The organism is Wenzhouxiangella psychrophila (assembly GCF_042310375.1).
In the GTDB taxonomy this organism is placed as follows: domain Bacteria; phylum Pseudomonadota; class Gammaproteobacteria; order Xanthomonadales; family Wenzhouxiangellaceae; genus Wenzhouxiangella.
Genome location: NZ_JBHJMQ010000001.1, coordinates 501657 through 528335 on the forward strand (window position 1 = coordinate 501657; position 26679 = coordinate 528335).

Consider the following 26679-nt stretch of genomic DNA (forward strand, 5'->3'; position numbering starts at 1 on the left):
GGTCAGCACCCGGTCTGTGCCGGCCTGCTGCAGGCGCGTGAGCGCCACCAGACCTCCGCCGGGATTGACTGAGCAGCTTTCGGTGACCCGAGCATGCCGTAACGCCTCCTGTTCCACGATTCCCGACTACAGCTAGGCTAGAATCGGGCCGCCTGGAGGTCTGTGCGACTGCGTACAGAGCGCGCGGAAAAGTGCCCGGAGGGCAAGCTCGCGTAGCGAGCGTCCCGTCGGGCGCGCCAGTTATGAATAGCCCCGCCCGAAGCGGGGTTTTTATGTGCCGGAATTCAGTTCGACGCAGCGCATTCCGACGAGGATTGCCTGGCTGCCAGAATCCGCTCGACCACGCCTTCCAGATCCGGAATCCAGCGCAGTACCACTACCAGGTCATTGCACTCGTCGACGTAAATGTAGTTGCCTCCGAATCCGGCCGCGAAGTAGGCATTCTCGGGAGCGGAAGGGATCCGTTCCTGCCCCGTGTTGAGCCACCACATGTAGCCATAGTCGGGACGCGCCTCGGTCGGCTGGCGCAGTTGTTCGAACCAGTCGTCGGGTAACAGGCGGGTGTCGTCCCAGACGCCGCGGTTGAGCATCAGCAGACCGTAGCGAGCGTGGTCGGCCGTGCTGATGAACAGTCCGCCGCCGAAATGGCCGCCGCCGGATACCGACTGCATTCGCAGTCCGTCGAGTTCCACCCAGGAGTTCTCGTAGCCGTGCCAGCGCCAGGCATTGGAGGCGCCGATCGGGTCCATGACGGCCTCGCGCAACACGACGGGCAAGGGCTCGCGGAAGACCTGCATCAGGCTATAGGCGAGCAGGTTGACGCGCACGTCGTTGTACTTGAAGTGCGTGCCGGGTGCGTGCATTTCGCGGTTGCGCCACTGTTCGGGATCGTCGCCAACAGGGCGGTCGGCCCAGTCGGGCGTGTCCCAAAGCGTGCCCGACCAGTCGGAGGTTTGTTGCAGCAGGTGGTGCCAGGTGATTGCGCTGTTGTGCTCACCGGCGAACTTCCCGTCGGTGACATAGCGTGCAACCGGATCGTGCAGCGACTCGATCAGTCCGCGTTCGACGGCGATGGCTGCCAGCGTGGAGAGATAACTCTTGACCACGCTGAAGGTCATGTCGACGCGATGGATGTCGCCCCATTCGGCGACGAGGCGACCGTTCGACAGGATCATGCCGCTGTCGCTGTCGCGCGGCTTTGTCGGGCCGAGGACGCGATAGTCGGGTTCGCGCTCGGTGTAGGTGTCGAGCAGGATCTGGCGAAGATCGTTCGGTTCGGTTTCGGCGCTTTCGCGAGCAAAGGCGACGGCCGACTCGAGCGCTTCAGGATCGAAGCCCGCTCCTTCGGGCTCGACGGGCTGCCAGTCGAAGCGGTCGGGAAAAAACCGATCGTCGGCAATGACCGATGATGCCGCAAGAAACGTAACGCAGAGAACGAGTGTGCGAGCGAGAGAGGCTGTCGGCTGGAACATGATGGTTATTCCCTGATCGGTGATGTCGAGGGTAGCACCGATAAATCATGGTCAGCTCGCCGATACGGTAGTCGGAATCCGGCCGTTCGCTTGCGGCCGCTATACTGCGGGGTATGAAGCTTCACACTGCAATAGTCTTGCTGCTTGTCTTGTCCGGCGTGCATTTCTCGGCTCCGGCGGCGCCGCTGAGCTGCGGCGAGCTGCCGGAGCGAGCCGAGTCGATTCGGGCCATGCGCGATCACGATCCGGCCGCCGGTGTCGAACAAGGTCAAGAGCTGCTTGGGCGGATCGATCAAGCCGGTCTGGATTGTTCGGCCGGACACATGGCCGTTCAGGCGGCCGTGGCGTCGAACCTGCATATCCTCGGGCGCAGTCAAGAAGCGATCGACGCCGTTAACGCCGCGTTGTCTTTGGGCGAGAACGTGGACGACCCGATTCGGCTGGCGTCCGTTCGCCGAACCGCCGGCGTCGTGTTCTGGGAGATCGGCGCCCACGACCGGGCCCTGGAGCATTATCTTGCCGCGCTGGAGGCGAGCAGAGCGGCGGGCGATGTCGGCGGCGCCGCACGGGCAGCCGGCAACGTCGGCAACCTGCACAATACGCTCGGCAACTGGGACGAGGCACGAAGTTTTCACCGCCAAGCACTGGAAGGCTTCGAGGAGATCGGCTGGCGCGAAGGGATCGCGGGCACCCTGGTCAATCTCGGCGCGCTGGCAGAACGGATGGGCGAGTCGTATGCGAAGGCGGGCGAAGAAACCAGGGCTGCGGCCGAGCACCAGGCCAACCTGGACTACAACCGCCGAGCCCTGCGGTTGTTCGAGCAGTTGGACAATCCGCGCGGCATTGCCTACGCCGCCGACAATATCGCCCGGGCGCTGGTCGAGCTCGAGCGGGTCGAGGAGGCGCTGTCGTATCACAGGCAGTCACTCGAACTGCGGCGTGAAGTGGGTGATACGACGGGTGTCGTCAACTCGCTGCTAACGGGCGCTGAAGCCCGCCTTGCCCAGGGTTGGCCGGACTCGGCGCTTGTCATTCTGGAAGAAGCCCGTTCCCTGGTTCCCGAATCCAATCGAGAGTTACTTCGCCAGGTCGTGCGCCAGGAGGTTGCGGCATACGAACGACTCGGTGACTACGAGTCGGCCTTTCGTCGACTCGAGCGGCTCATGTCGCTCAACGATGCACAGGCGAGCGAGGACCTGGCCGCCCGCGTCGAGCAACTGCAGGAAGCATTCAGGGCCGACCAGCTCGAGCAGGAACTGGCCCTGCAGCGGGCCAGGGTGGAGGTGTCCGAGCAGCGTGCCCGGCGCCAGCAGATGATCAGTGCCGCATCGATCATTACGGTCGTTCTACTGCTGCTCGTGCTGGGGCTGCTCTACAGCCGCTACCGCCTTGGTCGGCGGGTCTCGAAGACGCTCGACAAGGCAGCCCGCACCGATTCGCTGACCGGCCTGTCGAACCGGCGCGACATGACCGAGCATATCGACCGCGCAATCCTGCGGCGCAATCAACACAACGAGCCGGCTGCCCTGGTCATGGCCGATATCGACAGCTTCAAGCGCATCAATGATTCGCTGGGACACCAGGTGGGTGATGAAGTGCTCGTGCATGTGGCCGGACTGCTCGGCGATCACTTGCGCGGCGTGGATATCGCGGCTCGCTGGGGCGGAGAAGAGTTCCTGATTCTCCTGCCCGGAACGCGCGAGAAGGGCGCCTACAGCGTCTCTCGCAACCTGGCCCGGGCGCTCGACAATTCACCTCCGCAAGTGGGCGGCAGGCCGCTTTCGCTGACCCTGACGTTCGGCGTCACCGAAATCGAATCCGGGGCCGACTTCAATGATGTGATCAAGCGTGTGGACAACGCCATGTATGCCGGCAAGTCGCAGGGCAAAAACCGGGTTGTATCCGCTTCGGAGTTGGCGACTTGACGGTGAGCGACCGCAAGGCCGTGGTGCTGCTCTCGGGCGGGCTCGATTCGGCAACGGTGCTGGCCGAAGCCGTCGCTGCCGGGTACGAATGTCATTCGCTGGCCGTTGATTATGGACAGCGGCACCGGGCCGAGCTTGACGCCGCCAGAAAGATCAGCGATGCCCTGGGCGGGGTCTCGCACCGGGTGGTGAGTGTGGACCTGCGCGCGATCGGCGGGTCGGCGCTGACCGACAATATCGATGTGCCCGAGACCGAATCCAGCGGTATTCCGGTGACTTACGTGCCGGCCCGGAATACGCTGATGCTCTCCCTGGCGCTGGGGCATGCCGAGGTGATCGAGGCCTTTGACCTGTTCGTGGGCGTCAATGCTGTCGACTACTCAGGGTATCCGGATTGTCGCGCACAGTTCATCGTCGCCTTCGAGGCGCTCTGCCAGGTTGCAACCCGGGCCGGCGTGGAGGGCGAGAAATTCCGGGTTCATGCGCCCCTGATCAGTCTCTCGAAGGCGGAAATCATTCGCCGGGGGGTCTCTCTGGGCGTCGATTATTCGGCGACCGTCTCCTGCTATCAGGCCGATGCAGAGGGGCTTGCCTGCGGTCGCTGTGACTCCTGCCGTCTTCGACGAGCCGGTTTTGAATCGGCCGGGGTAGCCGATCCGACCCGCTACGCCCTGCGAGACTGAATCGCTGCTTGTCTCTTTGCCGATGGCCATGGCTGCACGGCTATCACCAGGCGTCGCTGACAATAGGATTGGCCAGCCGTAACATACGGCTCTGAATTTTCCAAAAAGGGGCCGTTTCACGATGACCGAGCAGAAGCCGCCGGAGGACGACCGCACCCTTGTCGATAACCCGGGCACCGGAAGCTTCGAGAACGACGCAGCGCCCGGGCGGATCGGGCCGTATCGCCTGATCCGCGAACTGGGGCGCGGCGGTATGGGCGCGGTCTACCTGGCCGAGCAGCTCGAACCCATGCAGCGAGAAGTGGCCCTGAAACTGCTCGGCGAACGTCGGCGGGACGGTTCGGCCGGCGCCAGGTTCGAAGTCGAGCGCCAGATGCTGGCACGCATGCATCACCCGGCAATCGCCCAGGTCTACGATGCCGGGACGGCCGAGGACGGCCGACCTTGGCTGGCAATGGAGTGGGTGCGGGGCGAGCCCATCGTCGACCATGTCGAGCGGCACGGTCTTTCAATGCAAGAGCGGCTCGAATTGTTCGTGCGCGTGTGCGGCGGTATCCAGCATGCCCATCAGCAGGGCGTGATTCATCGCGATATCAAGCCGGGCAATATCCTGGTTCATCGGGTCGACGACTTTTCCATGCCGAAGATCATCGATTTCGGCGTGGCCACCGGTGTCGTCGAGCGCGACGGCCGGGCGCGGTCGGATACCACCGACCGGGCCGGCACCCGCGGGTACATGAGCCCGGAGTTGTTGTCCGGACCGGCTTCCGAGGTGGATACGCGCACCGACGTCTATTCGCTCGGTGTCTTGCTGTTCGAGCTGTTGACCGATCGGCGTCCGCCGCCGGCCGACAACACGGCCGCGCTCGACACCATCCGGCATATGCTGGTCGGTGCAACCCGTACGGGAGATGGCGAGCATGGTGATGCCGTGCAGTCGGCCCGGGGTGCCCGGCACCTGCCACGGGAGCTTCGCTGGATCCTGGCCCGTGCGCTGGCGCCCGACAGGGACGAGCGCTACGATTCCGCCGCCGAGCTGGCGGCCGACCTGCGCCGCTACCTGGCCAATGAAGTGGTCGAGGCAGTGCCGGACACGCGCGCCTACCGCTGGCGCAAGTTCCTGGCCCGCCATGCGCTGGTGGTCGGGGCGACAAGCATTGTTTCGCTGGCGCTGGTGGTCGGGCTTGTGGTGGCCGTCTACGGCTTGTTCCAGGCCCGTGCCCAGGCCGAACGGGCCGAGCAGATCGCGGCATTTACCACCAGCATGCTCTCTTCGATCGACCCCCGCTACGCCGAGGGCGCCGATACGCCCGTACTCGATCGGGTGCTGGCCGACGCCGCCGAACGGGTGGGCGACGAGCTGGCCGACCAGCCGGGGATCCGGGCCGAGATCGAACTGACCATCGGGCAGGTCTACTCCAGCCTCGGCCAGTACGAGCGAGCCCGGCAGTTCCTGCAGGGAATTCTCGACTTGCCCGCCAATCAACGGCCGCTCGAGATCTATCTGAATGCCGGTATCGAGCTTTGCCTGATCGATTTGCAGGAGTCCCGAATCGAGCGGGCCGATGAACGCGTCGAAGAATTGCTCCGGGTCGCCGAACGGCAGCGGCCGGAGACGCGGGATGAGTGGCTTGACCTTCTTTCGCTTCGCGGCAACGTCCTTTCCGAGCAGGCGCGGCACGAGGAGGCGCTTGAAATCTACCGGCGCATTCTCGACGAGATCGGTCCCGAGCCTTCGGAATCCCTGCGGTCGATACGCATCAACGTCATGCGACAGATGGGCCAGTCGCATTCCGAGCTTTACGAGCTCGACCAGGCCGGGCAGTGGTTCCGGGCCGCGCTGGATGCGGCACGCGAATGGGACGATCCCTCCGCCCGGGCAGCCATGGTCAGCCTGCTCAACGACCGCGGCGTCGTCCTGCTTCGCCAGGAGCGCTATGCCGAAGCCGAGGAAGTCGTGCGCGAGGGTGTCGAAGAGACCAGGCGGTTGTATGGAGAGGATCATCCGCTGATCATCGTGCAATACGGTAACCTGGCCGGCGCCCTTCGGCAGCAGGGGGATGAGGACAAGCTGGGGGCATCGCTGCCCTTCTACGAGCGAGCACGCAATCTCGCGCTCGAGCATTACGGGCCCGACCATCCGCAATCGGTGGCTTTTACCTACAACCTGGGTAACGCCTACCGCGATATGGGGCAGATCGACCAGGCCCTGGCCATGCATCGTGAGGCACTCGCGCGCCGCAACGCCATGCCCGATACGCACCTGTTCCAGGGATTGGTGTATTTCGGCCTGGGGCAGAGCGAACTGGCCGCAGGCCATCTGGACAACGCCCGCGATCACCTGCAAAAGGCGGTCGATCGCCTGGCCGATCTGGCCGGCGAGGATTTTCACCGGCGCATCCAGGCCATGGAGTTTCTGGCCGATACCCACGAGGCGCTCGGCAATCCGGATCGTGCAGCCGGGTTGCGCGAGCAGGCAGACTCCCTGCGCCCCCCGCAATGAATGACGTCATGGTGTCTCCGGTGCTTGTTCCGGCCTGCGCCAATACGCTGAAAATTCGCGCAATCCTTGCGGCCATCGGGTAAGGTAAATGCTCAGGAATTTCCCAATAATTCAAGACGGACCCGAAGCGCAAACGGAATGGAAGGCGGCCTGACTCTCAGCGGCGACATGATTCTGGTGCTGATGCTGCTGGGTCTGACCGTCACGCTGTTCGTCACCGAGATTGTTCGTCTGGATGTCGCCGCCATCTGCATGCTGGTGCTGGTCGGGCTGCTTGGGCTGGTTCCGGGGGATCAGCTTTTTTCCGGGTTCGCATCCAACGCCGTCATCGCCATCATCGCCGTAATGATTCTCGGTGCCGGCCTCGACCGGACCGGCGTGATGAACGTGGTTTCCTCGTTCATTGTCAAGCTGGGCGGGCCGTCGGAGCCGCGCATTCGCGCCATGCTTTCGGCGACCGTCGGGGTGACGTCCAGTTTCATGCAGAACGTCGGCGCAACGGCGCTTTTCATGCCGGTGGTCAGCCGAATCTCTGCGCGACTGGATATGCCGCTCTCACGCCTGCTCATGCCGATGGGATTTGCCGCTATCGTCGGCGGCACATTGACAATGGTGGGCTCGTCCCCGCTGATTCTGCTCAACGACCTCATCGAGACGTCCAACCGCTCCCTGCCGCCGGGAGCCGAGTCCCTTCAGCCTTTCGAGCTGTTCGACGTGACGCTGGTCGGCCTGGCGCTTTTGGCCGCCACCCTGCTGTACTTTTTCATCATCGGAGCGGCATTGCTGCCGAAGCGGGAGGAAAAGCGGCCGGCTTCACCGGGGCGTACCAAAAGCTATTTCAAGGAAATTTACGGCATCGAGGGCGATATCTACGAGATGCTGGTGACGGTCGACTCGCCCCTGGTCGGCATGCGGATTGCCGAAGCCGAGAATCTCGAAGGCGCCCCGCTGATGCTCGCCATCCAGAATACCGACCAGCCCCGCCTGGCGCCGCCGGCCGGCGAGATGATCTGGGTCGGCACCGTGCTGGGCGTGATGGGCACGCGCGAACAGGTGGGGGAGTTCGCGCTGGCGAATAACCTGCGACTGCAGCCCCGGTTGAGAACTTTCGGCAGCCTGTTCAATCCGACTCGCGCAGGGATTTCGGAGGTGGTCATTCCGCCGGGCTCGCGGCTGATCGGCCAGACCATCGGCGAGGCGCGGCTGCGCTCACGGTTTGGTATTTCGGTACTCGCGATCAACCGTCGCAACGAGATCATCACACACGACCTGCGTGAAGAAGAGCTGCAGATCGGCGATTGTCTGGTCAGCCATTCGACCTGGCGTGACCTGGCCAACCTGGCCCGCGACAAGGATTTCATCGTCGCCACCGACATCCCCAAGGAAGAACAGCGGCCACAAAAGGTCGTGCACGCGGTCGCCTTCTTTGGTTTGAGCCTTTTCCTGATTCTGTTTACGGATTTTGAACTGTCGGTGGCCTTGATGGCCGGGGCCATCGGCATGGTGCTCACCGGTGTTCTGAGTATGGACGAGGCCTACCAGGCGGTCAGTTGGAAGACCGTCTTTCTGATGGCCGGCTTGATCCCGCTGGGTATCGCCATGGAAGTGACCGGGACCGCGGCCTGGCTGGCCGAACAGGTTCTTAATCTGATCGGGGACGTCCCGCAACTGGTCGTGCAGATCGTGCTGGCGACTCTCGCCACACTATTTACGCTGGTGATGTCCAACGTAGGTGCCACGGTGCTACTGGTGCCAATTGCCATCAACATCGCCCTGGCGACCGGCGGCAATCCGGCGGTCTACGCCCTGCTGATCGCGCTGGCCACATCCAACGCCTTCATCCTGCCCACGCATCCGGTCAACGCGCTGATCATGGGGCCCGGCGGCTACAAGGTGAAGGATTTTGTGCGCGTCGGCGGCATCATGAGCCTGATCTTCATGGTCGTGATGCTGGCCGGACTGAACCTGGTCTTCTGAAATGATCAGCGCTTCTGGTGGGGCATGCGTCCGCCGCCGGAATCTTCAATCGTTCTGCATATAGCGATCGAGGATGCGCTGGTGCCCGCCGCTTTGGCGCAGTTCCGACAGTGCCTCGTCAAAGTCCTCGACTCGCTCGGCGTCGACACTGACCTCGCTGAACATCAGATGCACGTCGCCGCTGTGGACGTCTAGCGGCAGGGCCTCGAAGGTCACGCCCCACTCGCGGCGATTGTCGATGCTGGCGGCCACGAAGGGATCCTCGAGGAAACCGTCGATGCGGAAATCCACCAGGTTGAGAAAGTTGAGTTCACCCACCGGCACCTCGACCAGTTGCTCCTGCCACTGCGGATTCCCGAGCACCTGCTCGACGGCTTCGCCGTAGATATAGCCGCGAGTCAGTCCCAGCCGAAAGTCCGCCTCCAGTAGTTCGATCAGGGACATGCCGTTCCACTGGTCTGTTTCGTCGGCCCGTACGTGGATGCGAAACGATTCACGTCGGTAGGGCTCGGAGAAGTACGCGAAGGATTCACGCTCTGAAGTGCGCGTTGCCCCGGGCAGTAGATCAAGATCGCCGGAGCGCACCAATTGCAGCATGCTGGCCCAGCTTCCCTGTTCCCAGGTCAGTTCGCAGCCGACCTCTTCGGCCATCGCGCTGATCAGATCCACATCCAGGCCCTGCACGCGATTACCGACGGGCGCGTAGTGGTAGGGTTCCCAGGGGTCCCAGCCAACCGAGAGATGGCAATCCGCTTCAGCCGTTTGCGCGCTTGCCGAGGGTTCAGCAGCTGCCTGCTCCGCGGCAGCCTCGACGGCCGGTTCGGGCGGATCGTTGTCCTGGCAACCGGTGAGGCCGAAAAGCAAGATGAATGGGATCAGTGCCTTGCGCATGGCGCTTTCTCCTGTGATGGCCTGTCCTCACTCTAGCCCAAGCGGAATTCACCCACAAATACAGCGGGCTTCTGGCTGTTATGCTGGCGGCTGGACAAAGACTCTATCCTCGCGTTGACAAACGTCGAGCGCACGCAACTCGGCATTGCGGCAGGGGCCGGCTACGCAGGTGCCCGAATCGGGGTCGAAAACGGCGCCGTGGTGAGCGCAGACCAGGCGGTTGTCGTCATCGGTCAGGAAACGGTCCGGCGCGAAATTGAGTGGCCGTGCCTGGTGGGGGCAGAGATTGATCCACACCCGGGGTTGTCCATTGCGGCGCGTAGCGATCAGCCACAGCGGCTCGCCGTCGTAATCGATCCGGAATTCGCGATAACATCCCTCGGCGAGTTCATCGCCGGCGCACAGGAACACTGCTTCATTCACGGGGTCTGAAACAACATGCAAGATCCATGGCAACGATTCTACCAGCCGCCGGCGAGTCCGCTCGCACGGCTCGGGCTGGTCCTTCTGGGCATCGGCGTTCTCGCCCTGAGCTTTTTTGTGGGCGTGATCTTTCTCGCTATCGCCGCCGGCGCCGCGATCATCGGATTCGTGGTGCTGACCGTGCGCCGCTGGCTCGGCGGGACGACGAGGAGCAGACGTGACGACGGCCTGGTCGACGTCGAGTACCGCGTGGTTCACCGGCACAAGCGCGACAAGGACTAAACGACGGTTTCAAGTATCCCGAATATCAGCAGGACCGCCAGCAGGGCGGCTACCCACAGCGCCATGGCACCGACCGGCCAGGTTCGCCCCGGCATGCCGTCGTAGCCTTCGCGCGTGAGCGTCGTTCCCACACGGCGTCCGGCCCGGGCAAACTGCTCGAACAGGAATTCCATTGCCAACGCGATGCGGTCGATGCCGGCCGGCAGCAGGCGGCGGTAGAGCCAGTCGCTGTCGAGGTTGGTCGAGCGCAGCTCCGGTGGATAGATGCCGGTGCGCATCAGCACGGTAAACGCCAGGGCTGAGAACAGCAGCAGCTGCATCTGCGTGAGCACGTGGCTGGCCGTATACGGCTCGTAGTCGACGGCGTAGGGCAGGATGTCGTAGAGCGGCCCGGGGAAGACACCGATCCCGATGCAAAGCGCGGCAGTAATCCCCATCGCCAGCAGCATGTTCCAGGGCGCTTCCTTGCAGCGGATGCCGGAGTCGTGGGCGAAGAAGGCGAAAAACGGGATCTTGATGCCAGAATGGTGGAACACGCCGGCGGAGGCGAATACCAGCACCAGCCAGACGAACCACAAGCCCTGGTAGCCGGCACTGCTCAGGATCAGCGACTTGCTGATGAAGCCGGAAAACAGGGGGAAGGCCGAAATTGACGCCGCGCCCACCACGCAGAAGACCATCGTCCAGGGCATGGACTTGTACAGTCCGCCCAGTTCCGAGCCCTTGACCGTGCCGGCGCGATAGAGCACCGCACCCATCGACATGAACAACAGCGCCTTGTAGAGGATATGGGTGAAGGCGTGGGCGGCGGTGCCGTTGAGCGCCAGCTCGGTACCGATGCCGATGCCGACGACCATGAAGCCGAGCTGGTTGTTGAGGCTGTAGGCGAGCACCCGCCGCAGGTCGTTCTCGATCACCGCGTAGAAAATCGGAAACGCCGTCATCAATGCGCCGATGGGAATCAGGATCTCGGTGCCGGCATAGCCGCGCGCCAGGGCGTAGATGGCCAGCTTGGTGGTAAAGGCCGAGAGCGCCACGGTGCCGGTGGGGCTGGCCGCCGGGTAGGCATCCTGCAGCCAGTTGTGCAGGAAGGGGAAGGCGGCCTTGATACCGAAAGCGAAAAAGATCAGCCAGCCGCCCGGGGCATCGAGTCCCAGGTGGCCGAACTCGAACGAACCGGTCGAGCGGAAGTAGATCAGGGCGCCGGTCAGCAGCAGCAGACCCGAGGCTACCTGCATCACCAGGTAGCGCATGCTCACGCGGAAGGTCTGTGGGCCGTTGGCCAGAATGATCAGCACCGAAGCCAGCGCCGTCGCCTCCCAGTAGAGGAATAGCGTGAGCAGGTCGCCGGCCAGCGCGGCGGCCACGGCGGCGCCGGCGTAGACCAGCATTGCCGCCGGCTCCAGCCGGCTGCGGTTGGAAAGCATGAACAGCCCGGTCAGGAAGGCGGCGATCAGAAAGATCAGCGCAAAGACGAACGACAGGCCGTCGAGGCGCACGGGCATCAGGGCATAGCCGAGCAGTTCGGTTTCGACGGTCAGCGGCCGCGGCATTTGCAGCAGCCAGACGGCGGCGATAACCGGCACGATCAGCAGCAGCGCGCAGCGCAAGCGATAACCGAACAGCGGCAGGATCAAGCCACCGATGATCAGAAGCCATGCGGGATTGGCGAACCAGGCAGCCATTTATCGCTCGTCCTCCCGGCTATCGTGGCCCGGCGGCGTGTCTTCGTAGTAGTCCTCGGACCGCATGATCAGCCGACGCAGACCCTTGGCCGCGACCACCAGGCCGACGCAGGCCACGAAGCCATACCAGGCGTAGAATCCGAACCAGTTGGCGAAGCCGAGGTATTCGTGGCGTTCGACGAACAGATCGAGCGCGAACACCACGGCGCAGACCGCATACAGGGTGTAGACAATGCGGTCGATGTTCTTCGGCTGCTCGACCCAGCCCTTGCCGCGATCGCTCGGCTCGCTCATGACAGGCCTCCGTCAATCAGCATGGCCGCCAGGTCGAATACCAGGTCGGGCCGGAAAAAGAAGAAGATGCAAAGTCCCGAGGTGATCAGCATGGCGGTGACCATGGGCCAGGGTGCTTCCTTGATCTTGTCGGGGACCTGCGCGTCGGCGGGCGGCAGGAAGAATGCGCGCACCGGAATCGCCAGCAGGTAAACGATATTAAGCAGCGAACTGGCCAGCAGGGCCACGACCAGAATCCACTGCTCGGCCTCGAGCGAGCCCAGCAACAGATACCATTTCGACCACATGCCGGCGACCAGCGGCAGGCCGATGATGCTCAGCGCCGCCACGGTGAAGGCGGCGAAAGTCAGCGGCATGGCGCGCCCCAGGCCGTTGAGCTGGCTGATTTTCTTGCGGTTGTGCGCGACCTGGATCGAGCCGGCGGCAAAGAACAGGGTGATCTTGGCGGCAGCATGGAAAGCCAATTGCATGACCGCGCCGACCAGCGCCAGGGGCGTGGCCACCAGCGCACCGAGCACCACGTAGCTCAACTGCGCTACCGTCGAGTAGGCCAGCCGCGCCTTGAGGTCGTCCAGGCGCAGCGCCACGACCGAGGCCGCGATGATGGTAAACGCCGCTACCCAGGCGATCCACAGGGCCGCGGAAGTGTCGGCCAGCAGGTCGATGCCGAAGACGTAGACGGCCACCTTGAGCACGGTGAAGACACCGGCCTTGACCACGGCCACGGCATGCAACAGGGCGCTGACCGGGGCCGGCGCGACCATCGCCGCCGGCAGCCAGCGGTGCATCGGCATCAGTGCGGCCTTGCCGATGCCGAAGAAGAACAGGCCGGCCAGCAGCGGTAGCCAGGTCTCGTCGACGTGGCCGGCCAGGATGCCGCCTTCGCTGAACTGCACGGTGCCGGTGGCAAAGTACGTCCACAGGATGGCGACCAGCAGCAGGCCGATCGAGGAGGTCAGCAGGTAGCCTAGATAGATCCGTCCACCGCGGCGGGCGTCGGCATTGCCCGAGTGCGTAACCAGCGGATAGGTCGAGATCGTGAGAATCTCGTAGAAGATGAACAGCGTGATCAGGTTGTCGGCGAAGGCTACGCCGGCGGCCGCGCCCAGCGCCAGGGCGTAGCAAGCAAAGAACCGCCCCAGGTGCGGGTAGTTCATCGCCTTCATGTAGCTCTGTGCGTAGAGCGTGGCCACCAGCCACAACGTCGAGGCCACCAGGGCGAAGATGAGGCCCAGCGGCTCGACGCGCAGCGCCAGATCCAGCCCGGGCAGGATCGACCAGAGCAATTGTTCGCGGCCGGCACCGTCGAGTACGGGCCCGACCTGCTGGAGGACGCCGACGAAGAAGGCAATGGCCGCGATCCAGCCGAGCGTGTCGCGCAGGCGCGGCTGGCCGGCGGCGAGCGCGATGGCGATCGCGCCTGCGAACGGAATCAGGATGACGGTCAACGGGCTCATGGTGCGACCCCCGTCGGCCCGAACAGGGCTTCGGCCGCGGCCGTGGCGCCGGCGACCGGCAGGCGGGTGTCGAGACCGAACCAGAAGTTGAGCCCGACCACCAGCCACAGCGGCAAGAGCAGGGCGAGGGGCGCTTCGCGCACCGCTTCGGCGTCAGCCGGCCGCGGCTGGAACCAGGCCGCTTCGATCACGCGCCAGACGTAGACGACGGCCATCAGGGAGCTGATCACGATCAGCGCCACCAGCCAGGCGTGACCGGCGTCCATGGCCGCCAGGATCAAATACCACTTGCTGATGAAGCCGGCGGTGGTCGGGATGCCGATGATCGACAGCCCGGCCAGGGCGAAGGCGGTCATGGTCCAGGGCATCTGGCGGCCCAGACCGCGGAACGCCTCGATGCGCGCCGATCCGACCTGGTACATGACGGTGCCCACGGCCATAAAAAGCGCGGCCTTGATCAACGCATGGTTGAACAGGTGCAGGAAGGTGGCCGTAAGGCCCGCCACCGTGCCCAGGGCAAGGCCGAGCAGCATGTAGCCGACCTGCGAAATCGACGACCAGGCGAGCATGCGCTTGAGGTTGGCCTGGAAAATGGCCGTCCAGGCGCCGATGAACATGCCGGCCAGGGCGAGTGCCAGGAACACCGCAGTCAGCGGCAGCACGGCATAGCTGTAATCGGCGCCGAAAACCGTGTAGATCATGCGGATCATCACGTACAGCGCCACCTTGGTGGCCGTGCCGGCGAGAAAGACGCTGATGAAGTTGGGCGCGTAAGTGTAGGCGTTGGGCAGCCACAGGTGCAGCGGCAGCATGGCCAGCTTGAGCCCCATGCCGACAATAATGAAGGCCAGCGCAACCTGCACGGTTCGGGTGTCGGCGACAGCCGGCAGCCGCTCGGCCAGGTCGGCCATGTTGAGCGTGCCGGTCATGATGTAGAGGAAGCCGACGCCGATCAGGAAGAAGGTGGCGCCGACGGTACCCATGATCAGGTAGCGGAACGAGGCCAGCAGGGCACGGCGGTCGGAGCCGTGGGCGATCAGGGCGTAAGTCGACAGCGAGGAGACCTCGAGGAATACGAACACGTTGAAGGCATCGCCGGTGAGCGTGATACCCATCAGGCCGGCCAGGGCGAGCAAGAACAGGCTGTAGAACACGCCCTGCGGCTGGTCGAGTTCCTCGTCGACGCTCTTGCGACCCCACAGTGTGGCCAGCGCCGCAAGACCACTGACCAGCAGGGCGACGAAGGCATTGGCGCCATCGACGCGGTACTCGATACCAATTGGTGGCGGCCAGTTGCCAAAGGCATACGACAACGGACCGTCGATGGACTGTGGCAGCACCAGGGCGGCGATGACGGCACTGACGGTCGCCGCAACCAACGCCAGCAGCCACGGCAGGATGCGTCCCGGCAGAAGCGCACATACGGGTGCGGCGATCAGCGGCACGAGCACGCTGAACGGCATCAGTTCGATCAACGTCATCGATCGACCTCGTCGGCGGCCGCGGGTTCGTCATCGTGGATCAGGTCGTCCTCGATCGTGCCGTAGGCCTCCTTGATGCGCATGGCCAGCGCCAGGCCGACGGCCGTGGTGGCCACGCCGACCACGATGGCGGTGAGAATGAGCACGTGGGGCAGCGGGTTGGAGTAGACCTCCACGCCCTTGCGCAGGATCGGCGTCGAGCCGCCGATGATCTTGCCGGCGGAAATGAAGAGAATGAATACCGAAGTCTGGAAGATGTTGAGCCCGATCATCTTCTTGGCCATGTTGCCGCGTGCGATCACGCAGTAGAAGCCGATCATCATCAGGATGACCACGATCCAGTAGTTGAAGTGGCCGAGTGCTTCCATCAGTCCTCTCCCCTTTCGGCTTCCTCGATCCAGCTTCGGCGGCGGGCGAATTGCGTGAAGACCAGCATCATCACGGTCGCCACCGTGACGCCCACGCCCAGTTCGACGGTGATGATGCCGAACTGCTGGGCCGCGTGTTTGCCGGGCAACAGCGGGTAGAAATCGAGGAAGTGCCCGCCCAGCAGCACACCGGCGACGCCGACGGCTGCATATAACAGGACACCCAGCAGCATGAGCACGAACATGGCGCGCTCGGGAATCACCTTGAGTGCCGCCTCCAGGCCGTAGATCAGTACGAACAGGATCCAGGCGGCGGCGAAGACCACGCCGGCCTGGAAACCGCCGCCGGGCGAGTAGTCGCCGTGGAACTGGATATACAGCCCGAACAGCATGATCAGTGGGATCAGGAACCGGGCGACAATACGAAGGATGCCGTGTTCCCTCATCGTGCGTCCTCTCCCTCGGGCGGCAGTTTGCGGCGCCGCCGCGGCCGCGTCGACAGCAGCGCCCACACCGCCAGGCCGGCGGTCAGGATCACGAAGGCTTCGCCGATGGTATCGATGGAACGATAGCTGGCGAGCACGGCCGCGACCATGTTGGGCACACCCATGTCCGGATAGGACTGCTCGATGTAGTAGGGCGCGACGTGGGTGTGGACGGGATTGTCCGGCGCACCGAACTCCGGCAAGTCGAGCGTGGCCCAGATCAGCGCCGCGCCGGTGACCAGGACCACGATCAAGGCCGGCAGGTTGTGCCCAGGTACGGGCTTCTCGTCCCGGCGAGCGACCGTCAGTACGGCGAGAATCAGCAGGGTGCTGATGCCCGCGCCCACTGCCGCCTCGGTCAGGGCCACGTCGCCGGCGTCGAGCACGGCGAACAGCCCGGCCGACAGCAGCGAGTAGATGGCGAACAGCATGGCCGAGGCGAACAGGTCGCGCATGCGCACAACCGCGGCGGCCACGACCACCAGCAACGCCAGCAGGGCGATGTCGATCAGGAATTCGATGGCGGCTCTCCCTGCTTCGTTTCCGGCTCGACCCCGTCGACCATGGCCGCGCGGGCCAGGGCGTGGCTCGCCGTCGGTGTTGTAAACAGCATGAACAACATGATCAGCGCGAGCTTGATCGACAGGATGCTCAGGCCCGCCTGCAGGATCAGCCCGCCGATGATCAGCAGCATGCACAGCGTGTCGGTCATGCCGCCGGCGTGCAGGCGCGTGTAGAAATCGGGAAAACGCAGCAGGCCAATTCCGCCGATGACGGCCGCGAGGCCGCCGGTGAGCAGCATCAGCCAGGAAATCCAGTCGAGCACCACATCAACCATCGGTGATGTCTCCCTCGCCGGAGGCCGCCAGGTCGCGCATCTTGACCAGCTTGAGTACGGCCACAACCGTAATGAAGTTGATCAGGGCATAAACCAGGGCCACGTCGATAAGATCGTCGTGGCCGGTGATGAACACGATCAGCGCCACACCCAGTACGGTCTTGGTGCCGAAAACGTTGACAGCCAGGATGCGGTCGTAGTTGGTCGGCCCGCGGAACGCCCGAACCAGTGACAGCGCCATGGTCAGGAAAACGGCCAGGATCGTGATCAGGAGTACCGCATTCATGACTCGATCTCCCGGCCACGTTCGAGCCAGCTGACCTTCGCTGCCATGCTGCCGTCCTCGACGCCGGCGGCCGATTTATCGTCGATGGCATGAACTTCAACGAAGTCGGCCTCCAACTGCAACGTCACGGTGCCGGGCGTCAGCGTGATCGAGTTGGCGTAGGTGACCTTGGCCACCGAGGTCTTGTGCGGTACCGGTGCGCGGAACACGCGCGGTCGGATGCGCTGCGGCTGCAACACCAGCCGGGCGACGTTGATGTTGGCGACGATGATCTGCCAGATCAGCCACGCCCAGTAGGCCAATAGCCGCCAGGAGTAGAGAACCGGGTTGTGCTCGGTCCCCACCACCTCCATACGCGCCGAGAGCCAAACGACCAGCAGTACGGAGGCCGCACCCAGTGCCAGGATGACCGGCTTGTAGACGCCGGAAATTCCGAGCCAGAGGGCGGCGAGGATGATTGCGAGCGACAGGAAGTAGCGCATAAGGGCGGGAATTCTACCAAGTTCGGGGAGCGGGGCAAGTGAATCCGATTCAAAGGTAAGGCGAAAACAACCAGCACGCTGCATCGCGCAGTCGCGCCGGGAATCGGCGGCCATCGACTTCGGCCAGCGAGAGTTCGCGCCCGGCGGTTGCGGCCTTATCGACATACGCGCCCAGATTCTGCGCCAGGCGTTCATCGTAGGCCTCCACTTGCAATTCGAAGTTAAGACGCAGGCTGCGCGGGTCCCAGTTGGCCGAACCCACCAGGCTGTAGAAGTCGTCGACGACGAAAAGCTTGCCGTGATTGAACGGTGCCGGCTGGAGGCTCACGCGCACACCGCGGAACAACAGCTCCCACAGCATGTTACGCGTGGCCCAGTCGACATAGCGCAGGTTGCTGGTCTCCGGCAGCACCACGTGGACGTCGATACCGCGCACCGCCGCTACCTGCAAGGCGCCGATGAGCTCGCGCGGCGGCAGGAAGTAGGGCGTCATGATGCGGACCGAGTACCGCGCGCTGGCGATCGCGGCAGTCAGTAGCATGGTCATGCGGTCGAGATCTTCGTCCGGGCCGTCGGTCATTACGCGACAGGCCACTTCGCCGCATTCCGTGTCGACGCCTGGCTGATGGTCTACTGCTTCGCCGGTCGCGAATTCCCAGGTGCGGTAGAACTCCAGCGCCAGTTGACCCACCACCGGCCCGCGAAGGCGGAAATGCACGTCGGCTGTCGGGTTTGAGTCCCCGGCAGTGTCCACGCAGTGCCGGTCGGAGATGTTCATGCCGCCCGTGAAGCCGACCTGGTCGTCCACCACCAGGATTTTGTGATGGTTTCTGAGGTTGATCGAAACTGAAGGCGGAAGCGCCCTGGGGGGCAGGAATCGGGCGGTCCGGATGCCGGCCTGCCGCAGGCGACGGCTCGCGCGCGGCCTCGAATACCACTCACCCACGCCGTCGATGAGCACGCGTACGTCCACCCCGCGCGCGACGGCCTCGGCCAGGGCCTGGCAAAACAAATGCCCGGTCCGGTCGTGATCGAGGATATACGTGGTCAGGCAGATGTAGCTGCGGGCCTGCTCGATGGCCTTGAGCATGGCCGGGTAAGCCTGCCCGCCATTGAACAGTGCCTCGACTGCGTTACCGCCGACGAGCGCGTGACGGCTCAGCGCACGGCCACTGCGGGCAAGCTCGGTGAACGTTGCCGGCAGGTCCTCCGGCAAGGGATGCAGATTCGCCACAGCCTCGCCTCGCTCGCCCGAGCGCAGGGGCGGCATGGCGAAGCGCTGGGCCCGGTTGCGCGTCCGGTTGAGCCCGAAAAACAGGTAGAGCACCGGTCCGGCCACGGGCGTGACCACGCACACTGCAATCCAGCCGAAAGCACCGCGAGGCTCGCGCTTGTAGAGAAGGGCGTGTAACGCCGTGGCCGGTGCCAGCAAGGCATGAAACAGCAACAGGGCGATCGTTTCCCACGACATCGGTACTCAGTGCTCCGGAGGCAGTCTTCGCCAGTGTTTCTCCGGGGCGCGCATGATGCAAGCGCGGCGGGCCTGAGTTACACTAATATCTTTCTATCCCGATCAAAAGATAACGTATTGCCATGAGATCCTATCTATTCACTTCCGAGTCGGTGTCCGAGGGCCACCCGGACAAAATGGCCGACCAGATTTCCGACGCCATCCTGGACGCCATTCTGACCCGGGACCCGCATGCCAGAGTCGCCTGCGAGACCTTCCTGAAGACCGGTGCGGTCATCGTTGGCGGTGAAATCACCACCACCGCCTGGGTCGATCTCGAGGAATTGATCCGTGGAGTTGTCGTCGACATTGGCTATGACTCCTCGAAGGTCGGTTTCGACGGTCATACCTGCTCGGTCATCAACATGATCGGCAAGCAGTCACCCGATATCGCCCAGGGCGTCGACCGCGAAATCCCCGAGAACCAGGGGGCCGGCGACCAGGGCTTGATGTTCGGTTACGCCTCGAACGAAACCGAATCGCTGATGCCGGCGCCAATCTATTACGCGCACCGCCTGGTGGAACAGCAGACGAGAATTCGCAAGCACCGCGACAATCCGCTGCCCTGGCTGCGTCCCGACGCCAAGAGCCAGGTGACGCTTCGCTACGAGGACGGCCAACCGGTCGCCATCGACGCGGTCGTTCTATCAACCCAGCACGACGAGGGCGTCGGCCTGGAGGAACTGCGTGAAGGCGTGAAAAAGCACATCATCGAACCCGTGCTCCCGGCGGAGTGGTTGCATGACGACACGCACTATCACATCAATCCCACCGGCAAGTTCGTTATCGGCGGACCCGTCGGCGATGCCGGGCTGACCGGGCGCAAGATCATCGTCGACACCTACGGCGGCATGGCGCGCCACGGCGGTGGCGCCTTTTCGGGCAAGGACCCGTCCAAAGTTGATCGTTCGGCTACCTATGCCGGCCGTTACGTGGCCAAGAACGTGGTCGCGGCCGGTCTGGCCGACAAATGCGAGGTTCAGGTCAGCTACGCCATCGGCGTGGCCGAGCCGACATCGGTCTCGGTGACCACATTCGGCACCAACAAGATTCCCGAGGAGAAGATCGAAGAGCTCATCCGTCGACATTTCGATCTCAGGCCGTACGGCATCCTGAAGGCCCTGGACCTGCTGCATCCGATGTATCGCCAGACGGCGACCCACGGCCATTTCGGCCGCCACCCGCAGGAGACTTCGGCAAAAGTCATCCGCGACGGCCACGAAGTGACCGAGCATTTCACGACCTTCAGTTGGGAAAAGACCGACAAGGCCGAGGCACTCCGCGCGGATGCAGGGATCTGAATGACAAAGTGTGAAGTGGGAAGTGTGAAGTGTGAAGGAACGGCAAGATCCTTCCAGATGCCCGCCTCTTAACACTTCACACTTAACACTTCACGCTCAACTCTAATCGCAATGAATTCAAATAGTAACGAGGAAATAACTTATGAACGCCAACCCTGAAGACGTAAGAAAGGGCGTGCTCTTCGACGAGCAGTATGCCCCCACCGACAAGGACTTCTGTATCGCCGATCCAAGCCTGGCCGACTTCGGCCGCAAGGAAATGAAGATCGCCGAGACGGAAATGCCGGGTCTGGTTCAGACCCGCGCCGAGTATGCCGACGACCAGCCGCTCAAGGGCGCGCGGATCGCCGGTTCGCTGCACATGACGATCCAGACTGCCGTGCTCATCGAGACCCTGATCGAACTCGGCGCGGAAGTGCGCTGGGCTTCGTGCAATATCTACTCGACGCAGGATCACGCCGCGGCTGCCATTGCCGAGCGCGGAATCCCTGTGTTCGCTTTCAAGGGCGAATCGCTCGACGAGTACTGGGAGTTCACGCACCGTATCTTCCAGTGGCCCGACGGACAGACGGCCAACATGATTCTCGACGACGGCGGCGACGCCACCATGCTGCTCAATCTGGGCGCGCAGGCCGAGCAGGATCCAAGCGTGCTCGATAATCCGGGCAGCGAGGAAGAAAAAGCCCTGTTCGCCGCCATCAGGAAGCGTCTCGAATCCAGCCCGGGCTGGTATGCACAGGCGCTCGACAACATCCAGGGCGTGACCGAGGAAACCACCACCGGCGTTAATCGTCTCTACCGTATGGAGCGCGAAGGCACGCTGAAATTCCCGGCCATCAACGTCAACGATTCGGTCACCAAGTCGAAGTTCGACAACCTCTACGGTTGCCGCGAGTCACTGGTCGACGCCATCAAGCGCGCCACCGACGTAATGATCGCCGGCAAGACCGCCATCGTCTGCGGTTACGGCGATGTCGGCAAGGGCTCGGCTCAGTCGCTCAGGGCGCTGTCGGCCAATGTCTGGATTACCGAAGTCGATCCCATCTGCGCCCTGCAGGCCGCGATGGAAGGCTACAAGGTGGTCAACCTGGAAGACGAAGGCGTGGTCGAGGCGGCGGATATCTTCGTGACCGCCACCGGCAACTACAACGTCATCAACCACGACCACATGCGCCGCATGAAGGACGAGGCGATCGTCTGCAACATCGGTCACTTCGACAACGAAATCGACGTGGCCAGCCTCGACCAGTACGAGTGGGATGAAATCAAGCCGCAGGTCGATCACATCACCTTCCCCGACGGCAACAAGATCATCCTGCTCGCCCGCGGTCGCCTGGTGAACCTGGGCTGCGCGACCGGCCACCCGAGCTTCGTGATGTCGAACAGCTTCACCAACCAGACGCTGGCGCAGATCGAGCTTTTCAAGCACGGCGATCGCTACGAAAACCAGGTCTACGTGCTGCCCAAGCACCTGGACGAAAAGGTCGCCCGGCTGCACCTGGAACGCATCGGTGTTCGCCTGACCGAACTCAGGCCGGAACAGGCCGACTACATCGGTGTTCAGGTCGAAGGGCCTTACAAGCCGGAGCATTATCGCTACTAAGGGAAGAGGGTTTCAGGGTTCAGGGTTCAGGGTTCAGGGAATCCTGGACCGGAGCCCGCCCTGAAACCTGAACCCTGAAAACTGAAACCTTATGAGCAATCCCCAACTCAGCTTCGAGTTCTTTCCGCCCAAGAACGACAAGCAGCAGGAAACCTTCGAGCGATCGCGTGATCACCTTGCCGAGCTCGGCCCGGAGTACATGTCGGTAACCTTCGGGGCCGGCGGTTCGACGCGCACGCGCACTTTCGAGACGGTCCGAAGTATTGCCGAGGCGACCGGGGTGCCGGCGGCGCCGCATATTTCCTGCATGTCCGAGGACATCGACAGCATCCGCGACCTGCTCGACGACTACCGTGACAACGGTATCGAGCGGCTTGTGGTGTTGCGTGGTGATCGGCCCTCCGGTGGCGGCTCCGGTGTGTTCGATTACGCCGTCGACCTGGTGCATTTCATTCGGGAGCACTACGGCGACCGTTTTCACATCGAGGTTGCCTGCTATCCGGAGCATCACCCTGAGTCGAAGACGCCGAGAACCGACATCCAGCATTTTCGCGCCAAGGTCGATGCCGGTGCCGACGGCGCCATTACGCAGTACTTCTTCAGTGCCGAGAGCTATTTCCGTTTCGTCGACGATGCCCGCGCGGCCGGCGTAAATGTGCCCATCGTTCCGGGCATCATGCCGATTACCAACTACTCGGGCCTGGCCCGCTTCTCGCGCATGTGCGGCGCCGAAATCCCGCTGTGGATCGCCAAGCGCATAGAAGCCTGGGAAGCGGCAGACGACATGGCGTCGTTGCGGGCTTTCGGAGAGGAGGTCGTTACCGATCTGTGCCGGCGCCTGCTCGAAGGCGGCGCGCCGGGCATTCACTTCTATACGCTCAATCGAGCAAAGGCGCCGCTGGCGCTTTGCCGCAACCTCGGGCTCGGAAAAAACGAAACCAACGTCGCCTGAATTACTGGTCCTCGGGCCGCACATCCGGCGCCACGGCCGGGTCGAGTGGTATCGCGATCTCGATCGGGCGGCAGCAGACCCGGCAGTCCATGACGACCACCTGTCCGCGCTCGTCGGGGTCGATCAATAGTTCGTTGGGTTCATCGCACCAGGGGCAGGCGAAGCCAAAGTCTTCGCCGTGTCCGCTCTCGTCCATCATTCCTCGTCGCGGTAGATGGCGATTTCGAAGCGGCCGTCGGCGTGGATGGCGGCACGGTACATGCCGGGCGTGTTGAAGGGCATGGTCACGTTGCCTTGCGGATCGACGGCGATCACACCGCCATCGGCGCCGGCTTCCTTGAGTGTTTCATTGATGAACTGATCGGCGGCATCGTCTAGGGTCATGCCGGCCAGGCGCACCAAGCTGCAGATGCTGTGGGCGGCGACGTGACGGATGAAGAACTCGCCGTGCCCGGTGGCCGAAACAGCGCAGGCGCGGTTGTCGGCATAGGTGCCCGCACCAATGATGGGTGAGTCGCCGACGCGGCCCCAGCGCTTGTTGGCCATGCCGCCGGTGGAGGTTGCGGCGGCGAGATTGCCATGGCTGTCCAGAGCAACGGCCCCGACCGTGGAGTGCCAGCTCTCCGACAACTGGGTGGCCGCCTGTTCATCGGATCGGATGGACTCGAGCTGCTCGCGCCGGAAATCGGTGATGAACCAGTCCTCGTCCATGAATTCCAGGCCATGATCTCCGGCGAAGCTCATGGCGCCTTCGCCCATCAGCATCACGTGCGGCGAGTCGTGCATCACCAGCCGGGCGGCTTCGATTGGGTGGCGGATGCGCTTGACCGAGGCGACCGCGCCGGCTTCGAGATTGGCGCCGTCCATGATGGAGGCGTCCATCTCGACCGTGCCGGTGTTGGTCAGTACCGCGCCGCGCCCGGCATTGAATTCGGGTGAGTCCTCGAGAATACGGATGGCCGCCACGACGGCATCGAGCGCCGGCTCGCCGGATTCGAGCACTTCGTGCCCGGCCTGGGCCGCCTGTTCCAGCGCGGCGCGAATGGCCTGCTCGCGATCATCGGTCATCTTCTCCGGAAGGATCGTTCCGGCCCCGCCGTGGATGGCGATGGCGACCGGTGATTCAGCCACGGCAAGCGGGGCGGCCAGCAGCGTGGCCGCGAGGAGGAAAATTCGAAGCATATTGGTACAGTCCGTTTGTCATTGTTTGATCAAATGCAGCTTGGTGCAGTCTAGCACCAGCACTATACTGCTCGACCTGAATCTCCGGGGAGTCGTCATGTCCTTTTCGATCACAATCTTTTATGCAGGCCTGTTGGGGCTGGTGTTCCTGGGGCTCGCCCTGCAGGTGGTACGCCTGCGCCGAAGCCTCCAGGTGGGCCTGGGCAGCGGTGGCCATGAGTCACTCAATCTTGCGGTGCGCGCGCACGCCAATTTCGCCGAGTACGTTCCCATGAGCCTGATCATGCTCGCCCTGGTTGAAGCCGGCACGGCCGCGCCTGCCTGGGTGCTGCACCTGCTTGGGCTTGGGTTGCTTGCCGGACGCCTGATGCACGGATTCGTGGGCCTGAATCGAAGCGCGGGCTACACGCCCGGTCGTTTCTGGGGCACCGCGCTGACCTGGCTGGTCATCGCCATTGCCGGCTTGATGCTGGTTGCCACGGCGGTGGGGCGCTGGATCATCTGACCTTTCAGGTTTTTCGGCTCCAGTACAGCGCCGTGTAGATCTTGGGGTCGATGGCGAATCCCTCGGCGTGTCGATCGGACAGCCATTGATCGACCTGCGCCCGGCTGACCGCGTGCACCCGGATCTCCTCGCTGGCATCACCGCCGCCGTCGCCGATTCGTTTCAGTTCCGTTGCGCGAACGAATACGGCCATCTCGTCGGTCATGCCGGCCGAGGTGGGACAGGGCATGATCTCGGATACCCGACCGGCCCGCCAGCCGGTTTCCTCCTCGAGCTCGCGCGCTGCCGCTTCCAGAATCGGTTCGTCTTCCCGGCCGGGCGTGTCGCCGACCAGCCCGGCGGGCAGTTCGATGGTGGGCCGCTCGAGCGGAATACGGTATTGCTCGACCAGCAGAAGGTCGTCCTCTGGGGTCCAGGCCACGATCACGGCCACGCGATGCTGGCGCGAGAGCAACTCCCATCCGCGACGATCGATCAGAGTCAGGTAGCGACCGGCGTACAATAACGCGTCGTTGTCTGTCGTTTTCGCCATGGTTTCGGCGTCCTTGTCGGGTTGAACGAATTACGTCGACAACAGTCCCAATGTCCGCGAACAATCATCAACAGGAAACAAGGATTATGCGCATTTCCGCCATTCTAATCAGCCTCCTGGCCGGCCTGCTCCTGGCTGTGACCGCATCGGCTCAGTCCGAGGCCGAAGTCAATCAACCGGACTCCGCGCCGGAGCCCGGGCCCGAACAGTCGGCCGGTCCGCCGCCGGGACAGCAGATGTCGCACTGGATTCGCAAGGCGGCGAACGCCTACCAGAGCCAGGATATCGAAGGCTGGGTCGAGGCGACCCGGGAATTGCATAAGCTCAGACCCTACAACCAGGATTTCATGCGACAGCTGGTCGAGGGAAACGCTCTTCTCGGCAATCTCAGGGAAGCATTCAACATCATGCTCAAGATGCAGCAGCAGGGCTTATCGGTCGACTGGGATGCAATCGAGGCTGTTGAGCCGCTGCGCGAGCACAGCCTCTACGACCATCTCAAGCAGCTGATGACCGAGGCTGGCCAGCCGTTCGGCGACGCCAGCACCTGGTCGACCCTCGATAGCGAGCACGCCATGCCCGAAGCGATGGCTTTCGACAGCGCCTCGGAACGGATTTTCGTGGGGACAATCCGGGACGGCGAGATTCTAGTCAGTGAAGATGGCGAATCCTGGGACATGTTTGCTTCCCCCGAAACAGTGCCGGAGCTGGCTTCGGTTTTCGATATTGCCGTCGACGCCGAACGGAGGCACCTGTGGGCCGCCGTAGGCCGGGTTTCGCATTACCAGGGACCGGAAGCCGAAGAAGGCGCTAACAGCGCATTGCTGCGCCTCGATCTGGAGAATGGTGAACTCCAGGAGCAGTACACGCTGAGCACCGACGACCAGCGCAACCTGATCGGATCCTTGACGCTAGCCGGCGACGGCACGATATTCGCGGCCGATACGCAGGCGCCGATCGTCTATCGGCTCGAGCCCGGCCAGGAACAGATCAAGCCCTATTTCGCCCATCCCAATTTCACTAGTCTGCGCGGCATTGCCCTCAACGACGACGACAGCCTGCTATACGTGGCTGACTATGAGCTCGGCATCCTGGTTGTCGACGCCACGGGCGGTGAGCAGGCCTGGCAGTTGGCCGTGCCCGAGACCTTCAACGCCGGCGGTATCGACGGACTTTACTGGTGGAACGATCACCTGGTTGCCATTCAGAACGGCATTTCGCCGCAGCGAGTTGTCCGCCTTGAGCTGGGTCCCGACGGGCTGGGCGTGACTTCGGTTGCTCCCCTTGCTGCCGCAAAGGAAGAATTCGATACCCCGACGTTCGGTACCATGGACGGGCAAATGTTGTATTTCCTCGCAGGCAGCCACTGGCCGCATGTCGATCAGAAGGGTAATGCGGTCGACAACCTGCCCGATGTCCCGATCATGCAGCTCGATGTGGACGCGGCCTCGGTTCAGGTCGTGGGGCAGCAGGTTCTCGAGCAGCTCAAGAGGCAGGGTCGGGGTGTTCCGATCGATGAACAGGACGGCTGAGCGTTACCTAATTAGCCTCGTGGCCCAATA

General features: G+C 63.4%; 27 protein-coding genes. 10 read left to right on the top strand and 17 right to left on the bottom strand.

The annotated features are described in order from the left end of the window. Positions 1 to 284 precede the first annotated feature (284 nt). On the bottom strand, positions 285 to 1472 hold the full coding sequence (locus tag ACDC66_RS02125; protein WP_376695021.1) for a serine hydrolase domain-containing protein: 1188 nt from the start codon (positions 1470 to 1472) through the stop codon (positions 285 to 287). A 137-nt stretch (positions 1473 to 1609) separates the two neighbouring features. Between ACDC66_RS02125 and ACDC66_RS02130 the strand changes: the two genes are divergently transcribed. The 4 genes from ACDC66_RS02130 (at position 1610) to ACDC66_RS02145 (ending at position 8560) form a co-directional block, all read left to right on the top strand. Continuing rightward, entirely contained in the window at positions 1610 to 3397 is a 1788-nt protein-coding gene (locus ACDC66_RS02130) for a diguanylate cyclase domain-containing protein (protein WP_376695022.1), read from the top strand. Positions 3398 to 3399: 2 nt separating this feature from the next. After that, positions 3400 to 4080 (top strand): 7-cyano-7-deazaguanine synthase QueC, encoded by a 681-nt coding sequence (queC, locus tag ACDC66_RS02135; protein ID WP_376695145.1) that lies wholly within the window; start codon positions 3400 to 3402, stop codon positions 4078 to 4080. 121 nt (positions 4081 to 4201) lie between these two features. Further along, positions 4202 to 6583, top strand: coding sequence for a protein kinase domain-containing protein (locus ACDC66_RS02140; protein WP_376695023.1), 2382 nt, complete (start codon positions 4202 to 4204; stop codon positions 6581 to 6583). A gap of 138 nt (positions 6584 to 6721) precedes the next feature. Beyond that, the gene (locus ACDC66_RS02145) at positions 6722 to 8560 is read left to right on the top strand and encodes an SLC13 family permease (RefSeq protein WP_376695024.1); all 1839 of its coding nucleotides are present in this window, start codon (positions 6722 to 6724) and stop codon (positions 8558 to 8560) included. Positions 8561 to 8605: 45 nt separating this feature from the next. On the opposite strand, the gene ACDC66_RS02150 is transcribed toward ACDC66_RS02145, so the two are convergent. After that, positions 8606 to 9451, bottom strand: coding sequence for a substrate-binding periplasmic protein (locus ACDC66_RS02150; RefSeq protein ID WP_376695025.1), 846 nt, complete (start codon positions 9449 to 9451; stop codon positions 8606 to 8608). Between the two features lie 78 nt (positions 9452 to 9529). Beyond that, complete coding sequence (locus ACDC66_RS02155) at positions 9530 to 9874, bottom strand: Rieske (2Fe-2S) protein (protein WP_376695026.1); 345 nt, start codon at positions 9872 to 9874, stop codon at positions 9530 to 9532. Positions 9875 to 9889: 15 nt separating this feature from the next. Between ACDC66_RS02155 and ACDC66_RS02160 the strand changes: the two genes are divergently transcribed. Continuing rightward, a complete protein-coding gene (locus ACDC66_RS02160; protein WP_376695027.1) occupies positions 9890 to 10156 on the top strand; it encodes a hypothetical protein in 267 nt (88 codons plus the stop codon). On the opposite strand, the gene ACDC66_RS02165 is transcribed toward ACDC66_RS02160, so the two are convergent. Genes ACDC66_RS02165 through ACDC66_RS02215 form a run of 11 tightly spaced genes read right to left on the bottom strand, consistent with a single transcriptional unit; the run spans position 10153 to position 19003 of the window. Then, on the bottom strand, positions 10153 to 11841 hold the full coding sequence (locus ACDC66_RS02165) for a Na(+)/H(+) antiporter subunit D (protein WP_376695028.1): 1689 nt from the start codon (positions 11839 to 11841) through the stop codon (positions 10153 to 10155). The genes ACDC66_RS02160 and ACDC66_RS02165 overlap by 4 nt on opposite strands. After that, positions 11842 to 12135 (bottom strand): hypothetical protein, encoded by a 294-nt coding sequence (locus ACDC66_RS02170; protein WP_376695029.1) that lies wholly within the window; start codon positions 12133 to 12135, stop codon positions 11842 to 11844. It abuts the gene before it with no gap. Beyond that, the gene (locus tag ACDC66_RS02175) at positions 12132 to 13592 is read right to left on the bottom strand and encodes a proton-conducting transporter transmembrane domain-containing protein (protein WP_376695030.1); all 1461 of its coding nucleotides are present in this window, start codon (positions 13590 to 13592) and stop codon (positions 12132 to 12134) included. The genes ACDC66_RS02170 and ACDC66_RS02175 overlap by 4 nt, the downstream gene beginning before the upstream one ends. After that, positions 13589 to 15073 (bottom strand): monovalent cation/H+ antiporter subunit D family protein, encoded by a 1485-nt coding sequence (locus ACDC66_RS02180; RefSeq protein WP_376695031.1) that lies wholly within the window; start codon positions 15071 to 15073, stop codon positions 13589 to 13591. Before ACDC66_RS02180 ends, ACDC66_RS02175 begins: the two co-directional genes overlap by 4 nt. Further along, positions 15070 to 15441 carry a cation:proton antiporter subunit C gene (locus tag ACDC66_RS02185; protein ID WP_376695032.1) on the bottom strand — a complete coding sequence of 124 codons (372 nt, stop codon included), beginning with the start codon at positions 15439 to 15441 and terminating at the stop codon, positions 15070 to 15072. The genes ACDC66_RS02180 and ACDC66_RS02185 overlap by 4 nt, the downstream gene beginning before the upstream one ends. Then, entirely contained in the window at positions 15441 to 15887 is a 447-nt protein-coding gene (locus tag ACDC66_RS02190) for a Na(+)/H(+) antiporter subunit B (protein ID WP_376695033.1), read from the bottom strand. Before ACDC66_RS02190 ends, ACDC66_RS02185 begins: the two co-directional genes overlap by 1 nt. Continuing rightward, complete coding sequence (locus ACDC66_RS02195) at positions 15884 to 16408, bottom strand: DUF4040 domain-containing protein (RefSeq protein ID WP_376695034.1); 525 nt, start codon at positions 16406 to 16408, stop codon at positions 15884 to 15886. The genes ACDC66_RS02190 and ACDC66_RS02195 overlap by 4 nt, the downstream gene beginning before the upstream one ends. A 26-nt stretch (positions 16409 to 16434) precedes the next feature. Beyond that, complete coding sequence (gene mnhG, locus ACDC66_RS02200) at positions 16435 to 16764, bottom strand: monovalent cation/H(+) antiporter subunit G (RefSeq protein ID WP_376695035.1); 330 nt, start codon at positions 16762 to 16764, stop codon at positions 16435 to 16437. Continuing rightward, on the bottom strand, positions 16757 to 17050 hold the full coding sequence (locus ACDC66_RS02205; protein ID WP_376695036.1) for a monovalent cation/H+ antiporter complex subunit F: 294 nt from the start codon (positions 17048 to 17050) through the stop codon (positions 16757 to 16759). Before ACDC66_RS02205 ends, mnhG begins: the two co-directional genes overlap by 8 nt. Next, positions 17047 to 17532: a Na+/H+ antiporter subunit E gene (locus ACDC66_RS02210; RefSeq protein ID WP_376695037.1), complete on the bottom strand. Its 486-nt coding sequence runs from the start codon at positions 17530 to 17532 to the stop codon at positions 17047 to 17049. The genes ACDC66_RS02205 and ACDC66_RS02210 overlap by 4 nt, the downstream gene beginning before the upstream one ends. Before the next feature lie 49 nt (positions 17533 to 17581). Further along, complete coding sequence (locus ACDC66_RS02215; protein ID WP_376695038.1) at positions 17582 to 19003, bottom strand: phospholipase D-like domain-containing protein; 1422 nt, start codon at positions 19001 to 19003, stop codon at positions 17582 to 17584. A 122-nt stretch (positions 19004 to 19125) separates the two neighbouring features. On the opposite strand from ACDC66_RS02215, the gene metK reads away from it, so the two are divergent. From metK to metF, 3 genes are all read left to right on the top strand, one after another. Next, entirely contained in the window at positions 19126 to 20343 is a 1218-nt protein-coding gene (gene metK, locus ACDC66_RS02220; protein WP_376695039.1) for a methionine adenosyltransferase, read from the top strand. A 142-nt stretch (positions 20344 to 20485) separates the two neighbouring features. After that, a complete protein-coding gene (gene ahcY / locus ACDC66_RS02225; protein WP_376695040.1) occupies positions 20486 to 21946 on the top strand; it encodes an adenosylhomocysteinase in 1461 nt (486 codons plus the stop codon). Positions 21947 to 22037: 91 nt separating this feature from the next. Then, entirely contained in the window at positions 22038 to 22898 is an 861-nt protein-coding gene (metF, locus tag ACDC66_RS02230; RefSeq protein WP_376695041.1) for a methylenetetrahydrofolate reductase [NAD(P)H], read from the top strand. A gap of 1 nt (position 22899) precedes the next feature. On the opposite strand, the gene ACDC66_RS02235 is transcribed toward metF, so the two are convergent. Next, positions 22900 to 23097: a CPXCG motif-containing cysteine-rich protein gene (locus ACDC66_RS02235; RefSeq protein ID WP_376695042.1), complete on the bottom strand. Its 198-nt coding sequence runs from the start codon at positions 23095 to 23097 to the stop codon at positions 22900 to 22902. Continuing rightward, on the bottom strand, positions 23094 to 24080 hold the full coding sequence (locus ACDC66_RS02240) for an isoaspartyl peptidase/L-asparaginase family protein (protein WP_376695043.1): 987 nt from the start codon (positions 24078 to 24080) through the stop codon (positions 23094 to 23096). Before ACDC66_RS02240 ends, ACDC66_RS02235 begins: the two co-directional genes overlap by 4 nt. Before the next feature lie 97 nt (positions 24081 to 24177). On the opposite strand from ACDC66_RS02240, the gene ACDC66_RS02245 reads away from it, so the two are divergent. Further along, entirely contained in the window at positions 24178 to 24585 is a 408-nt protein-coding gene (locus ACDC66_RS02245) for an MAPEG family protein (RefSeq protein ID WP_376695044.1), read from the top strand. A 4-nt stretch (positions 24586 to 24589) separates the two neighbouring features. Here the strand turns inward: ACDC66_RS02245 and ACDC66_RS02250 are convergent, their stop codons facing one another. Next, entirely contained in the window at positions 24590 to 25117 is a 528-nt protein-coding gene (locus tag ACDC66_RS02250; RefSeq protein ID WP_376695045.1) for an NUDIX hydrolase, read from the bottom strand. Between the two features lie 86 nt (positions 25118 to 25203). Between ACDC66_RS02250 and ACDC66_RS02255 the strand changes: the two genes are divergently transcribed. After that, complete coding sequence (locus ACDC66_RS02255) at positions 25204 to 26649, top strand: SMP-30/gluconolactonase/LRE family protein (RefSeq protein ID WP_376695046.1); 1446 nt, start codon at positions 25204 to 25206, stop codon at positions 26647 to 26649. The last annotated feature ends 30 nt before the right edge of the window (positions 26650 to 26679 follow it).